This is a genomic window from Neisseria flava (assembly GCF_982712965.1).
In genome coordinates, this window is the sequence record NZ_CEXQBZ010000109.1 from 67284 (window position 1) to 82764 (window position 15481).

11 protein-coding genes and 1 pseudogene are annotated in these 15481 nt (G+C 50.8%); 5 read left to right on the forward strand and 7 right to left on the reverse strand.

Annotation, left to right across the window (positions count from 1 at the left end; all coding sequences use genetic code 11):
* Positions 1–10: 10 nt before the first annotated feature.
* Positions 11–820: a glutamate racemase gene (gene murI, locus AC5M9B_RS05200; RefSeq protein ID WP_003779418.1), complete on the reverse strand. Its 810-nt coding sequence runs from the start codon at positions 818–820 to the stop codon at positions 11–13.
* Between the two features lie 190 nt (positions 821–1010).
* Between murI and ychF the strand changes: the two genes are divergently transcribed.
* From ychF to tyrS, 3 genes are all read left to right on the forward strand, one after another.
* Positions 1011–2102 (forward strand): redox-regulated ATPase YchF, encoded by a 1092-nt coding sequence (gene ychF, locus AC5M9B_RS05205; RefSeq protein WP_003777024.1) that lies wholly within the window; start codon positions 1011–1013, stop codon positions 2100–2102.
* A 358-nt stretch (positions 2103–2460) separates the two neighbouring features.
* Positions 2461–4335, forward strand: a complete 1875-nt coding sequence (locus AC5M9B_RS05210; protein ID WP_487648330.1) for an acyltransferase family protein — start codon at positions 2461–2463, stop codon at positions 4333–4335.
* Between the two features lie 61 nt (positions 4336–4396).
* Positions 4397–5692: a tyrosine--tRNA ligase gene (tyrS, locus tag AC5M9B_RS05215; protein WP_487648331.1), complete on the forward strand. Its 1296-nt coding sequence runs from the start codon at positions 4397–4399 to the stop codon at positions 5690–5692.
* Between the two features lie 70 nt (positions 5693–5762).
* Here tyrS and AC5M9B_RS05220 read toward each other — a convergent pair whose 3' ends face one another.
* From AC5M9B_RS05220 to asd, 6 genes and pseudogenes are all read right to left on the reverse strand, one after another.
* Positions 5763–7184, reverse strand: coding sequence for a sulfatase-like hydrolase/transferase (locus AC5M9B_RS05220; protein ID WP_487648332.1), 1422 nt, complete (start codon positions 7182–7184; stop codon positions 5763–5765).
* Between the two features lie 392 nt (positions 7185–7576).
* A complete protein-coding gene (locus AC5M9B_RS05225) occupies positions 7577–8059 on the reverse strand; it encodes a pilin (protein ID WP_487648333.1) in 483 nt (160 codons plus the stop codon).
* A 96-nt stretch (positions 8060–8155) separates the two neighbouring features.
* On the reverse strand, positions 8156–8608 hold the full coding sequence (locus AC5M9B_RS05230; RefSeq protein ID WP_487648334.1) for a pilin: 453 nt from the start codon (positions 8606–8608) through the stop codon (positions 8156–8158).
* A gap of 682 nt (positions 8609–9290) precedes the next feature.
* Positions 9291–9428, reverse strand: a pseudogene (locus AC5M9B_RS05235) (IS5/IS1182 family transposase); the annotation flags it as partial.
* A gap of 298 nt (positions 9429–9726) precedes the next feature.
* Entirely contained in the window at positions 9727–11769 is a 2043-nt protein-coding gene (gene recG / locus AC5M9B_RS05240; RefSeq protein ID WP_487648339.1) for an ATP-dependent DNA helicase RecG, read from the reverse strand.
* A gap of 348 nt (positions 11770–12117) precedes the next feature.
* The gene (asd, locus tag AC5M9B_RS05245; RefSeq protein WP_070654758.1) at positions 12118–13233 is read right to left on the reverse strand and encodes an aspartate-semialdehyde dehydrogenase; all 1116 of its coding nucleotides are present in this window, start codon (positions 13231–13233) and stop codon (positions 12118–12120) included.
* 340 nt (positions 13234–13573) lie between these two features.
* On the opposite strand from asd, the gene tsaE reads away from it, so the two are divergent.
* Both tsaE and AC5M9B_RS05255 read left to right on the forward strand, forming a co-directional pair.
* Positions 13574–14050: a tRNA (adenosine(37)-N6)-threonylcarbamoyltransferase complex ATPase subunit type 1 TsaE gene (tsaE, locus tag AC5M9B_RS05250; RefSeq protein WP_070654756.1), complete on the forward strand. Its 477-nt coding sequence runs from the start codon at positions 13574–13576 to the stop codon at positions 14048–14050.
* A complete protein-coding gene (locus tag AC5M9B_RS05255) occupies positions 14032–15291 on the forward strand; it encodes an N-acetylmuramoyl-L-alanine amidase (RefSeq protein WP_019271522.1) in 1260 nt (419 codons plus the stop codon). Before tsaE ends, AC5M9B_RS05255 begins: the two co-directional genes overlap by 19 nt.
* Positions 15292–15481: the final 190 nt, after the last annotated feature.

The following is a 15481-nucleotide window of genomic DNA, read 5'->3' on the forward strand; positions in this document are numbered from 1 at the left end:
AGGATATGCCTTATCCCAGCGAGACCATTTCGATTTGTTCCATGCTGCGTCCGAGGAAGCGTTCGCCTATGGTGCGGAAGCGCAGGGGGATGTCGCTGACGTAGAAGCGGTAGTCGGGACTGTCGTTTTCCGTGTTGAGCAACCCTGCTTGGGCGAGTGCTTGGGCGGTGGCTTCGGCGGTGGTGATGGCAGAGTCGACCAAGGCGACGTTTTGCGCTTCTTTGCCGATCAGGGGCTTGAGCAGCGGAAAGTGGGTACAGCCGAGGACGAGTGTGTCGATGTCGTCCACCAAGAGCGGTTTGAGATATTCGCGCACGGTCAGGCGGGTTACTTCGTGGTCGAGCCAGCCTTCTTCCACCAGCGGCACGAGTAGCGGCGTCGCCTGCGTACGCACGAGCGTGTCCGGGTTTTGGGCGTGGATGGCGCGGGCGTAGGCGTTGCTGTTGACGGTGGTGTTGGTGGCGATGATGCCGATTTTGTTGTTGCGCGTGGTGTTCAAAGCCGCCTGCGCACCGGCGGAAATCACGTCCAACACCGGCATATTGCCTGCTTTTTGGCGGATTTTCTGTCCGGCAACGGCGGCGATGGTGTTGCACGCGATGACGAGTGCCTTAACATCGTTTTCCAGCAGGAAATCGACAATCTGCATGGCGAAGGTTTCGATGGTGGCGCGGGATTTGGTGCCGTAGGGAACGCGGGCGGTGTCGCCGAAGTAGATGATGTTTTCCATCGGCAGGCGTTCCATCAGGGCGCGGACGTTGGTCAGGCCGCCGACGCCGGAATCGAAAACGCCGATGGGACGTTGTTTGCTGATAGTCATGATGCGGTTTGTACGGATTAGGTATGATGGGGCGATTGTACACGTTCGGCGCAAGGCTTAACAGGGACGGAGGTCGTCTGAAAGGGGGAGGCGTGTGGAAACCGCGCTTTTCAGACGACCTTTACAGTTTTTGAGTCATTCCCGATATGCTATAATCCGCCGTTAAACTTTTATCTTTTCAGGAAAAAACATGAGCTTGAAATGCGGTATCGTCGGCCTGCCCAACGTCGGCAAATCCACCCTCTTTAACGCGCTGACCCAATCGGGCATTGAAGCGGCGAACTATCCCTTCTGCACCATCGAACCCAACGTCGGCATCGTCGAAGTGCCCGACCCGCGCATGGCGGAGCTGGCGAAAATCGTCAACCCACAAAAAATGCAGCCCGCCATCGTCGAGTTTGTCGACATTGCCGGTTTGGTTGCAGGCGCGAGCAAAGGCGAAGGCTTGGGCAACCAGTTCCTCGCCAACATCCGCGAAACCGACGCCATCGTCAACGTCGTGCGCTGCTTTGACGACGACAATATCGTCCACGTTTCCGGCAAAGTCGATCCGATTGCCGACATCGAAACCATCGGCACCGAATTGGCACTTGCCGACCTCGCCAGCGTCGAAAAAGCCATCGTCCGCGAAGAAAAACGCGCCCGCTCAGGCGACAAAGACGCGCAAAAACTGGTCGAACTGTGCAAAAAACTGCTGCCGCATCTGGACGAAGGCAAACCCGTCCGCTCCTTCGGTTTGGACGCGGAAGAACTCGCCATGCTCAAACCGCTGTTCCTGCTCACCGCCAAACCCGCCATGTATGTCGGCAACGTTGCTGAAGACGGTTTTGAAAACAATCCGCACCTTGACCGCCTGAAAGAATTGGCTGAAAAAGAAAACGCCCCCGTCGTTGCCGTTTGCGCCGCGATGGAGAGCGAAATCGCCGAGTTGGAAGACGACGAAAAAGCCGAGTTCCTCGCCGAAATGGGCTTGGAAGAACCCGGCCTGAACCGCCTGATCCGCGCCGGCTACGACCTCTTGGGCCTGCAAACTTACTTCACCGCCGGCGTCAAAGAAGTCCGCGCCTGGACCATCCACAAAGGCGACACCGCCCCTCAAGCCGCCGGCGTCATCCACACCGACTTCGAACGCGGCTTCATCCGTGCCCAAGTCATTTCCTACGACGACTTTGTCTCGCTCGGCGGCGAAGCCAAAGCCAAAGAAGCCGGCAAAATGCGCGTAGAAGGCAAGGAATATGTCGTGCAAGACGGCGATGTGATGCACTTCTTGTTCAACGTATAAACCCAATGCAACAGGTTTTCAGACGACCTCCCGATACTTTTTGAATCGGGTAAGGTCGTCTGAAACCTGTTCTTAACAATTGTTCGGGCTCACCTCGTCACGGAAATCGAAGCGTGTAAACACTCAAACCCGATTAAATCCTATCTCATTAATTATAAAAATAAAATATTAAATCCACATCTTAAAACTATCACCTGAGTTCTCAATCTAACTACCCAATCAAACCGACACTATCAACAATTATTCTAAAGCAGCCCACCCACATACCCTATACCCGATTTGAACAAGCATTAACCCTTATAAAATTATCTTTCAGACGACCTCTGCATTGCTGGCTCTATTTAAAGTAAAAAATATTATGAGTAAAGTCTTATCTTACCGTCCTGATATTGATACATTACGCGCCATTGCCGTCTTATCCGTCGTAGCCTTTCATATCGAAAAAAACTGGTTGCCGGGCGGTTTTCTCGGTGTCGATATTTTCTTCGTGATTTCAGGCTTTTTGATTACGATGATTATCCATCGTGAAATGAGCCAGGGAATTTTCTCTTTTAAAACGTTTTATATCCGCCGCATCAAACGGATTTTGCCCGCATTTTTTGCCGTATTAACGGTAACGTTAATAGGCGGCTTTCTTTTATTCACCAAAGATGATTTCTTTCTTTTATGGAAGTCCGCACTGGCTGCTTTAGGTTTCGCATCCAATCTGTATTTCGCAAAAGGACAAGGCTATTTCGATCCGGCACAGGAAGAAAAACCTCTGCTCCATATCTGGTCTTTATCGGTCGAAGAACAATACTACTTTATCTTTCCGATATTGCTGCTGCTCGTCGTCCGCAAAAGCTGGCGTGTTCAATTCGGTTTCCTGATTACTCTATGTGCCTTAAGTCTCGCCGCTTCCTTTATGCCTTCTTCACTGGATAAATATTACCTCCCCCATCTGCGTGCCTGCGAAATGCTGATCGGATCGCTGACAGCCGTGTGGATGCAATATCAACAACAGCAGAAACTTTGTATCGGTAAGCAATATGCTGCCGCAGGTGCTTTATTTTCCGTGTGCATACTGTTCGTCTGTCTGTTTGCCTACACGGAACAAACCGCTTATTTTCCAGGCCCTGCCGCTTTGATTCCTTGCCTGGCTTCGGCAGCACTGATTTATTTCAATCATTTCGAACACCCGCTTAAAAAATTTTTCCAATGGAAAATTACCGTTGCCATCGGCTTGATTTCCTATTCACTTTATCTGTGGCATTGGCCTATATTGGCTTTTATGCACTATATCGGTCCGGACAACCTACCTCCTTATTCAACAGCGGCAGCGATCGTCCTGATGGTGGTACTTTCCTTGATTTCTTATTACTGCATAGAAAAACCGTTTAAAAATTGGAAAGGTTCGTTTGTACAATCTGTCTCATGGATTTACGCCCTCCCCATGCTGATTTTGACCGTGGGCTCTTTTTTCGCGATGAAACTGCCATTTATGGCGCAATATGACCGTATGGGATTGGCACGTTCCTACACCTCCTGCCATAACAATACCGACAAACAATGCCTTTGGGGCGATATGGAAAAACAGCCGGAATTACTGATTTTGGGCGACTCTCACGCCGACCAATACAAAACATTCTTCGATAGCGTGGGTAAAAAAGAAAAATGGTCCGCAACTATGGTCTCTGCCGACAGTTGCGCCTATGTAGAAGGCTACTCAGCCCGAGTGTTCAAAAAAAATGCTTCCTGCCGCGCCGTTTATCAGTACGCAAAAGAGCATCTGCCTCGATATTCAAAAGTGCTTTTGGCGATGCGTTGGGGAAGCCAAATGCCGGAAAACAGCAATTCTCTTTCTTATGATAATGATTTCTTTAAAAAATTCGACATCATGCTACAAACACTATCCTCTGAGAAACAAATTGTTTACCTCATGACGGACAACCAAACCTTGTCTTACAACGCCCTGCGCGCCTATATGCTGTCCTCCCGTATACCGGGTTATAGCCAAAACCTGCATTCAAACGATGAAGCGACCACGAAAGGCAATAACCGCATTAAAGAACTGGCAGCCAAATATCCTAATGTCCATATCATCGATGCCGCCGCCTATATCCCAGAAAACTTTAAAATCAATGGATTACCGGTTTACTCGGATAACGACCATATCAACCCTTACGGCGGAATAGAATTGGCGAAACTTTTTTCCGAAGAGAATAAACTCCTCGATACGCACCATAGCCATTGATCCGATTAAATTTGTTACAATTAGCGGTTTGCAAAACCGCTAATTTTTTTGAAAGATACCGATGAGCGTCATTCAAGACCTACAATCGCGCGGCCTTATCGCGCAAACTACCGACATCGAAGCCTTAGACGCTTTGTTGAACGAACAAAAAATCGCCCTCTACTGCGGTTTCGACCCGACCGCCGACAGCCTGCATATCGGCCACTTGTTGCCCGTGTTGGCATTGCGCCGTTTCCAACAGGCGGGTCATACGCCGATTGCTTTGGTGGGCGGCGCAACCGGTATGATCGGCGACCCCAGCTTCAAAGCGGTGGAGCGCAGCTTGAATTCCGCCGAAACCGTTGCCGGCTGGGTAGAAAGCATCCGCAACCAACTGAAACCGTTTTTGAGCTTTGAAGGCGAAAACGCCGCCATTATGGCGAACAATGCCGACTGGTTCGGCAGCATGAACTGCCTCGACTTCCTGCGCGACATCGGCAAGCATTTCTCCGTCAACGCCATGTTGAACAAGGAATCCGTCAAACAGCGTATCGAGCGCGACGACGTCGGCATTTCCTTCACCGAGTTCGCCTACTCCCTGCTGCAAGGCTACGACTTTGCCGAATTGAACAAACGCCATGGCGCGGTTTTGGAAATCGGCGGCTCCGACCAATGGGGCAACATCACCGCCGGTATCGACCTGACCCGCCGTCTGAACCAAAAACAAGTATTCGGTCTAACCCTGCCGCTGGTAACCAAATCCGACGGTACCAAATTCGGCAAAACCGAAGGCGGCGCGGTATGGCTGAACGCGAAGAAAACCTCGCCGTATCAGTTCTACCAGTTCTGGCTGAAAGTTGCCGATGCCGATGTGTATAAATTCCTGAAATACTTCACCTTCCTGTCTATCGAAGAAATCGACGCCATCGAAGCGAAAGACCAAGCCAGCGGCACTAAGCCCGAAGCGCAACGCATCCTTGCCGAAGAAATGACCCGCCTGATTCACGGCGAAGCCGCCCTGCAAGCCGCGCAGCGCATTTCCGAAAGCCTGTTTGCCGAAGACCAAAGCAGCCTGACCGAAAGCGACTTCGAGCAGCTCGCCCTCGACGGCCTGCCCGCATTTGAAGTTTCAGACGGCCTTAACGTCGTTGAAGCCTTAGTCAAAACCGGCTTGGCATCTTCCAACAAAGAAGCGCGCGGTTTTGTGAACAGCAAAGCGGTATTGCTCAACGGACAAGCCGCCGAACTGAACAACCCGAACCACGCCGCCGAACGCCCCGACGATGCCTATCTGCTGACCGACGCACACAAACGCTTCGGCAAATACACCATCGTACGGCGCGGCAAACGCAACCACGCGCTCTTGGTTTGGAAATAAACCTTAATAAATGACAAAGGTCGTCTGAAAACTCGTTTCAGACGACCTTTCTCATATCCCATTAAACAACTCAATCCTTCACTTTAAAATGCAACCAGGCAACCTGCCCCTGTTCCAAATATTTCATTGTTTCACCAATATTCTTTACAGGAGGCGGATGGTCGCCGACAACGATGACTTCTACACCCCTCATCTCCGGGCGCTTGACCAATTCTGCCAAGCCATCGAAAAATTGAGTATGCAAACTGAAATTGCGGCATAAGTCCGTATCGGTAGGCAGACCATATTGCTCACACTGCAAACGATGGTCAAACAAATCCGATTCAGGATAATCCGCATGGCTGGTCAGCGTCATCCAATAGAATAACCCTTTGTTATATTTTCCAAAGAATGATGAAACCTCATCGAACAACACGCTGTCGCATACCCCACCAAATGCCGAGCAAGTCTTTTTACCGATCATATTTTCGGCTGTTTTTACCTCCTCAAAACCCGCTTTCGGGTACCAACTGAAGCGGTCATAAAGCGCGCTGCTCGCCCCATGCAGGGCAAAGGTCCGATAGCCTTCTTTCTTCAGAAGATTAGGCAGGCATTGGGCAAACTTCTCATCCGGCGCGTGTCGCAATCCAAAACCATGTACCCTGCTGTAAGAACAAAGCTCCCGCATCTCGCCCTCTACAGTCGCTCCGATAAAATTAAAACTGCCGCCTTCCCAAACTGAAAAACGGTCTTTTTGCTCTGACAATTTAGCAAGTACCGCATCCTGCAAAGCCTGTTTCTCAGGTTGCCCCCAAGATTCTGCAACTATCATGAGAATCTTGTCCGATTGTGGCTTCAGCAAATGCGATGCCGCCCTTTGCTGATTCTTCAAAGGCATAAACACAGGACTCTGAAACCCCTGCTTAATAAAGTCGGCATTCTGACTGCTCGAATAAAGCAGATACTGACTTTTCGCATAATAAAAATTATTCGCCCCGAAAAGATTAAACTGCGCCGAACGTTCGTAATACTGCAAATGCCCGGTAAAATAAGCCGCAATCAAAAGCGGAACGACCAATACCGAAACATGGAAAAAATCAGTCTTCTCCGCCGTTTTGGACAAGATCAAAGGCATCAGTAAAAGATACAGTAGCAAACTGCCCGTCAATATCTGATAAAGCAAAGGCGCCTTCATAATAAAGGGGGCAAGGTATAAAGCCCCCAGCAAGTCCATAAACGGGAACTGCTGCATCACCAGCATCAACACATCAAAAAGCAGCACAGCCCAAAAAAGCAGCACCCCCGCCCATTTTGCAGGTTTCCATCCGAGCGCAAACAAAGCCGCCGCCGCAATATAATCCAAATTGATAATTGGACGCGCCGTTCCTGTAAGCCCTGCCAAAATCCAAAAAAGCAGATTCGGCAATACAACGAGCAATAGCGCATAAGCAAAATACTTCAGCCGCAACGACGGCAATCTAATTTTCTTCGATAAAAGAGAAGAAGGCTCCATCAGCAAATCCCTAGAAAAATAAATAATGATGAAAAAAACTAAGCAAACGCCATGCCAAACAATAAAACAGGGAATAAGAAGCATCGTCAACCATGGAAAAGGTCGTCTGAAAACACATTCAGACGACCTTTAGGCAGATTAGCTTTCCAAACCTAACATTGTAGATATTCAAATTTCGTTGGGCAGTATCTAATCCGAGTACCTCAACTGTAATGTGGGCTTTGCCCACGAATCATGCAGAAAATTTCAGACCGCCTTTTCATCGGTATCATCCGTGGGCAAAGCCCACGCTACGCCGCTTCGTTGTAAAAGGCACGCGCACCCATGCAACGCAGCAGCCGTATAGGTGCAGCCATACACGCTGCTGGCAGAAATACGAGCCACAGCTTGTTCTATGGCGTTTTTTGTTTTTTGGCACCTTTGCAGGAGACAGGGAGAAAATATTCATCCATTGTTCCGCTGCAAGACCATACGGTATTGCCTTTTGGGTTAGTTCCCGTTCCCGATACGGCAAAGCTGGGAATCAGGTAAATTTCAGTATTCTTAATCGGCACTGCTGCCTCTTTGCCTATTGCAGCAACAATAGTCCCATCATCTTCTATCCGGACAACTTTGACATAACTTCCGGCATTGTCTTTTTGCGAAACGGTTACCTTAATCGGCAGACTTCCCTTATCGGCAAAAGCCTCCTCGACTTCCGCCTTCATACTGGCGGCAAGCATAATTCCTTCGCTGACTTGCGCGCGCGCCACATAATTCTGATACGCGGGAAGCGCCATAATTCCGAGAATCCCGATAATCCCTATAACAATCATTAATTCCAGCAATGTAAAACCTTGAGGCTTAACGGTATATTTTTGATAACTTTTTTTCATATCGCGATGCAAATGGCTGTTGTGGAAATTTGCTTAGCAATAAAGCGGAAGGGAAGCCCTTCCGCTTTATTGGTTTACGTTTCTTACGCTAGGATATTAGCGGCAAGAAGAAGGCAGGAATTTAGTCGGAACGGTACCGGCAGTACATTTCCAAGTGAAGGAACCTTCAGACAAAGCTTTTTTGTTATCGGTGCCTTTCTCAGGAGACAGAGATACTGTTTTACCTGCGACATCAGCGTTCACACCACTAGATTTCATAGTTGCAATGATCACACCATCTTTTACTTCCATGCTTTTTACATATTTACCAGTAATCTTAGAGGCTGCAGCAACACCTGCGGCAGCATTATCAGAAGGCCATGCGCCTTTATCAGCGTAGTATTCGATAATTGCCGACTTTTGTCCTTCAGCCAAAGAAATCGCTTCAGAAACTTGCGCACGACCAGTGTAGTCTTGGTAAGCAGGCAGAGCGATAACTGCCAGAATACCGATAATTGCGATTACGATCATCAATTCGATCAGGGTGAAACCTTTTTGGATTGCTTTCATTTAATAAACTCCAGTTTAAAAAGTGTTGTGAATAAAAATGTTTGTTGTTAAAAAACCGTAATGTGTTTGGCTCTGCTTGTTTATGAGTAAAACCATCAAGTAGAAGGAATATACAGCTTCCCGGTTCGGACTTCGTTACTTGTATTTCCTTGCCGGACGTAATGTATCAAGCAGGAGATGTGCCAAGTCTGGATTTTTTTGGATTTTTTGTGAAAATATTTTGTAATTTTATGTTTTTAATAGGTTTAAATTTGTTTTGAAGGATTTTTCGGGCAGATTTGGGCTTTTTTATGACGTGGGATTTTTTGGGGGGACATGACGTGTTTTGTCATTTTTGAGAAAAAAAGGGAAACGTTTTATGTCATATGACGTATTTCGTCACTTTCATACCTATTTTAATAATATTGAAATAGATATGATAAGCGGTATAGTTTTTAGACAAGCGGTATTTTTAAGTTTTATATATTTTTAATTCGATGATTTTATATTGATTTTTTATACGAATTTGATAAGCGGATTTTAATTCGGATAAACGGTCATACTTAAAAGGTAATTATAGATATTTAGTTTATTTTTGAACGTTTGATTTGACTAAAAACGTCGTCTGAAAATATGGCGGGTTTCGCCGGTAAAACATAAACGCCCTGCCAAGACCAATATTTCTGCAAACTGCATCCGTGGGCAACGTCCATACTGCGGTAATCGTTGAATATAGTGGATTAACTTTAAACCAGTACGGCGTTGCCTCGCCTTGCCGTACTATCTGTACTGTCTGCGGCTTCGTCGCCTTGTCCTGATTTAAATTTAATCCACTATATTTCTGAAAATCAGAGGTCTGGATTCCCGCCTGCGCGGGAATGACGGCGAAGCAGGCAGGGATGTAGGAACTGTTTTTTCAGATGACTTGCGGGTATCTGCAAGCGGCTGCCGTAGCGTGGGCTTTGCCCGCGAGAATATATAAAGACCCGCCGCAACTGATATTTCTGCAAACCATATCTGTGGGTAAAGTCCATACTGCGGTAATCGTTGAATATCTCTGAAAAAGAGGTCTGGATTCCCGCCTACGCGGGAATGACGGCGCATTAGGTAAAAATGGCGGGATTGTTTTTCAGACGACCTTACACGCCCAAATATCCTTCCCTGCTGGCAAGCCATCTTGCCAGATGCGCCTCGACGATTTCGGGGTTTTGTTCAATCAGCATCGGGGCGATTTCGCGCGCTTGTTCTAAAAGGTGTAAGTCTTCTTCAAGGTTGGCGAAGCGCAGCATGGGGATGCCGCTTTGGCGCGCGCCGAGAAATTCGCCGGGGCCGCGGATGTTGAGGTCTTGGCGGGCGATTTCGAAGCCGTCGGTGTATTCGTAAATCACTTTCAGCCGTGCTTTGGCGAGTTCGCTCAAGGGCTCGGCAAACAGGAGGACGCACACGCTTTCTGCTGCGCCGCGCCCTACCCGACCTCGTAATTGGTGTAGCTGCGCTAAGCCCATGCGCTCGGCGTGTTCGATAACCATCAGGGCGGCGTTGGGCACATCTACGCCTACTTCGATAACGGTGGTGGCAACCAAGACGTTCAGACGGCCTGCGGCAAATTGAGCCATGACTTCGGCTTTTTCGGCGGCTTTCATGCGCCCGTGTACCAAGCCGATGTTGAGTTCGGGCAATGCCGCCTGAAGCTGCTCGAGAGTTTCGGTAGCGGTTTGCAGTTGCAGGGTTTCACTTTCTTCAATCAGCGGGCAGACCCAGTATGCCTGCTGCCCTTTGCGGCAGATGTTGAGGACGAAGCCTTCGACTTCGGCGCGGCGGACGTTGTTGACGAGACGGGTTTTAATCGGGGTGCGCCCGGGCGGCAATTTGTCGATAACGGATACGTCCAAGTCGGCGAAAAAACTCATGGCGAGCGTGCGCGGGATGGGCGTGGCGGACATCATCAACTGGTGGACGTCGCGCCCTTTGTTTTTGAGGGCGAGGCGTTGGGCGACACCAAAGCGGTGTTGTTCGTCCACAATCACCAAGCCCAGATTTTGGAACTCGACGTCGTCTGAAAACAGGGCGTGCGTGCCGACGGCGATTTTGACGGTGCCGTCGGCGAGTTTGGCTTTGGCTTCGTCTTTGGCTTTTTTACGCTGGCTGCCGGAAAGCCAGACGACTTCGAGTCCTAAAGGTTCGAGCCATTGTTTGAACTTGATGAAATGCTGTTCGGCAAGGATTTCGGTCGGCGCCATCACAGCCGCCTGCGCGCCGGATTCGATGGCGGTCAGCGCGGACAAGGCGGCGACAATGGTTTTGCCACTGCCGACATCGCCTTGCAGCAGGCGGTGCATGGGATGGGTTTGCGCCATGTCGCGGCGGATTTCGGACACGACTCTTTCTTGGGCATCGGTCAGGGCAAACGGTAAGGCGTGGCGCAGGGCTTGGGTCAACGTGCCGTCGCCGCCCAATGCCGCCGCCGTGCCGCTGACGCGCTTCTGCCGCGCCAGCCGCATGGAAAGCTGTTGCGCCAAAAGTTCGTCGAATTTGAGCCGCTGCCATGCAGGAAGCGCGCCGTCGGAAAGCTGGTGGATGGTAAAACTCGGCGGCGGCGAATGCAAAAGGCGCAGGCTTTCGGCGAGGTGCGGCAGTTTCAGACGACCCAATAAGGCATCGGGCAGCGTGTCGTGCAGCGGCGTAACGTCCAACGCCGTCTGAATGATGCGGCGCAAAGTGGGCTGGTTCAAACCGTTTACAGTCGGATAGACAGGCGTGAGGCTTTCCGCCAAACCGCTGCTCTCGGCATCGCGGATTTTGGGATGAATCATCTCATCGCCGTAAAACCCGTGTTTGATTTCGCCCACGGCGCGGATGCGTTTGCCGGCCGCCATCTGTTTCTGATGGCTGGCGTAAAAGTGGATGAAGCGCAAAAAAAGGACGCTGCCGGAATCGTCGGCGATTTGGACAATCAGCTGCTTGCGCGGTTTGAACGTTACTTCCTGATGGATAACTTCGCCCTCGACCTGACACGGTACGCCGATCGGCGCGTCCTTAATCGGCATGATGTGCGTCTCGTCCTCATAACGCAGCGGCAGATGCAAAACCAAATCCCACGCGGTATGGAGGTTGAGTTTGTCGAGCTTCTTGGCGGAAACGTCGGTGATTTTGAGCTGTTTCTGGGTTTCGGGCGTCATCATGGCTTTGTCCTTTAATGGCGCGTATTTTAGCTGAAAATGTAAGAAGGGGTCGTCTGAAAGGACGTTCAGACGACCTTGGAGGTATTGCACAAGCGAAGTTTGAAAATTTGCCCATGCCGTCATTCCCACGCGGGAGGGAATCTAGATTTCGGAGCTTCAGAAAGATTTACAAAGTTGCCATGATGTCAAATCTCTAGATTCCCGCCTGCACGGAAATGACGGCATAAGGTTTCTATGTAAATCACTATAAACCGTCAAATTCAAAAATCCGTCCACCCTGCTACTTTCAGACGACCTTGATAAAAAAGCAACGGATAAACCGTTGCTTTTTTGTTTGACCTGCAAATCTTACAAACTGCCCAACACGATGCGCAATACGCGGCGCAGAGGTTCGGCTGCGCCCCACAAGAGCTGGTCGCCGACGGTGAACGCGCTGATGTATTCGCCGCCCATGCCCAGTTTGCGGATGCGTCCGACAGGAACGGACAGCGTACCGGTTACTTTGGCGGGCGTCAGCTCGTGGATGCTGGCTTCTTTTTCATTGGGGATGACTTTCACCCAGTCGTTTGCGCCTGCCAAAATCGCTTCGATTTCAGAAACGGGCAGGTCTTTTTTCAGCTTCAGGGTGATGGCTTGGCTGTGGCAGCGCATAGAGCCGATGCGGACGCACAAGCCGTCGATTACGGTCGGATTGTCGCTGCGACCGAGGATTTTGTTGGTTTCCACGCCGCCTTTCCATTCTTCTTTGGACTGACCGTTGCCCAAATCTACATCAATCCACGGAATCAGGCTGCCGGCGAGCGGTACGCCGAAGTTGGCTTTCGGATAGTCTTCGCTGCGCAGGAAATCGGACACTTTGCGGTCGATGTCGAGAATCGCGCTGGAAGGATCGGCAAGCTCGTCCGCCACTTTGGCGTGAATCGCGCCCATGCCGCTGATGAGTTCGCGCATGTTTTTCGCGCCCGCGCCGGATGCGGCTTGGTAGGTCATGCTGGTCGCCCATTCGACCAAATCGTTTTGGAACAGGCCGCCCAGCGCCATCAGCATCAGGGAGACGGTACAGTTGCCGCCAATGTAGTTTTTCACGCCGTTTTTGAGGCCGTTGTCGATGACGTTGCGGTTGACAGGGTCGAGGACGATAATCGCGTCGTCTTTCATGCGCAGGGAGGACGCCGCGTCAATCCAGTAGCCGTTCCAGCCGCTGTCGCGCAGGGGTTGGAATACGGATTTGGTGTAATCGCCGCCTTGGCAGGTTACGATGATGTCCATTTTCGCCAGTTCGGCAACATCGTTCGCGTCCAATAATGTTTTAGCCGCCTGACCGAAATCAGGTGCCGCGCCGCCGGCGTTGGATGTGGTGAAGAAGAACGCTTCGGGAATGTGGGCGAAGTCGTTTTCTTCTTGCATACGCTGCATCAAAACCGAACCGACCATGCCGCGCCAGCCGACGAAACCTACTTTCATGTTGAGCTCCTTAGGGGGAAATTGTTAACAAATTTCTGAATAGGGGAAAAGGAAGAGTTTTAAACCTGTTTGAGGTAAATGTAAAGTTTTTTATAGTGAACGTACTTAAAATCGAAAAAGCCGCAAATGCCCCAAGCAATTTAATTAGTGCTTTAACATTTTTAAAGATTAAAAATAAAATTGTCGTATAAAGGTTAATGAATAAATAGCAAAGCAGCATTCACAAGCAAAAACCGGTTAAATATGGAACATCTTTATCTAACTTTATCCTCCCTTATGTTTGCAAATGCCCGTAAATCCAGCATAATTAAGGTTTTTAGAATACGATAAGGCTGATTTCATGAGCGAGGGCGTAACCTTTTCCCGCCAGCTTCCCGACGAAGAGTCCACACTCGAGCTGGGCGGAAGTTGGGCAAAATCGTTGCGCGCGCCATTGGTCATCCATCTGCAAGGCGATTTGGGCGCGGGAAAAACCACGTTCACACGCGGCATCCTGCGCGGACTCGGACACACCGGCGCGGTCAAAAGCCCGACCTACGCCATCGTCGAATCCTACCCGCTGGAAGCGTTCACGCTCCATCATTTCGACCTTTACCGCTTTGCCTCGCCCGAAGAATGGGAAGATGCGGGTCTGGACGACCTGTTCTCCCCTGACAGCGTCTGCATCATCGAATGGCCGCAACAGGGCGGCGCGTTCACGCCGCCCGCAGACATCACCGTATCCCTGAATCACGCCGCGCAGGGCAGGGCCTGCACCGCTACCGCACACACTGCCAACGGACAAAAAAGTTTAGAAGCATGGTTAAATTCAAACTGACACGAAGACAAGTCGTCCGCCAAACTGCCGGACTGTTGTTCACCCTCACGCCGATTGCCTCCGCCCTCGCCAAAGCCGCGCCGCCCGCCCAATTCGTCGCCGCCCGTATTTGGCCTTCGCACGCCTATACCCGCATCACCATCGAAAGCTCGCGCGCGCTGCAATATCAGCATTTCGCCCTGGAAAACCCCGGCAGGCTCGTCGTCGACATCCAAAACGCCAACATCAACAGCGTCCTGCAAGGCATTTCCGGCAAAGTCCTGCCCGACGACCCCTATATCCGCAGCATCCGCGCCGGACAAAACACCCCGACGACTGTGCGCGTTGTGATCGACCTCAAGCAAAACACTCATCCGCAAGTCTTCTCGCTTGCCCCTGTCGGCGGCTTTAAAAACCGCCTCGTGATCGACCTTTATCCGCACGGCGTCGATGCCAACGACCCGATGATGGCGCTGCTCAACGGCAATCCGCCGAAACGCATGCAAACGCAACGTCCTGCCGAGCGCACGAACATTGCCCAAGATGCGCCTGCGCGTTCCAACCGCGGAGGCCGCCGTCCTGTCGTCATGATAGACCCCGGTCATGGCGGCGAAGACCCCGGCGCGATCGGTCCCAGCGGCTTGAAAGAGAAAAACGTCGTCCTCTCCATCGCCCGCGAAGCCAAAAAACGCCTCGAAGGCATAGGCTACACCGTTTACATGACCCGCAACGAAGACATCTTCATCCCGTTGGCCGTACGCGTCGCCAAAGCCCGCGCACGCAATGCCGACGTGTTCGTCTCCATCCACGCCGACGCCTTCACCAGCCCGTCTGCGCGCGGTACCGGCGTTTACATGCTCAACACCAAAGGCGCGACCAGCTCCGCCGCTAAATTCCTCGCCCAAACCCAAAACAACGCCGACGCCATCGGCGGCGTCCTTAAAAGCGGCAACCGCAGCGTCGATAACGCCATTCTCGACATGACCCAAACCGCCACCATGCGCGACAGCCGCATACTCGGACACTCCGTCCTGACCGAATTGGGCAAACTCAACCAGCTCCACAAAGGCCGCGTTGACGAAGCCAATTTCGCCGTCCTGCGCGCGCCTGATATTCCGTCTATCCTTGTCGAAACCGCCTTCCTGTCCAACCCGACCGAAGAGCGGTTGCTCGGCAGCGACTCCTTCCGCCGCCAATGCGCCGATGCCATCGCCACCGGCATCCAAAAATACGTCAACAACGCCGTATTGCGCAGAGGGTAAGCTAGGTTTTCCGGAAAAGATAGAAGGTCGCCTGAAACTTTGAAATCGGTTTTCAGACGACCTTTTATTTTTTACGTCATTCCTTAAAAAGGAATGTGTATTCGGATTCATACCGAATTGCGCAACAAGCCTTAACGCCAAAAACAATAACGTCCGCATCCGGCAAATTCACCCCGCCCTTGGGCAATGC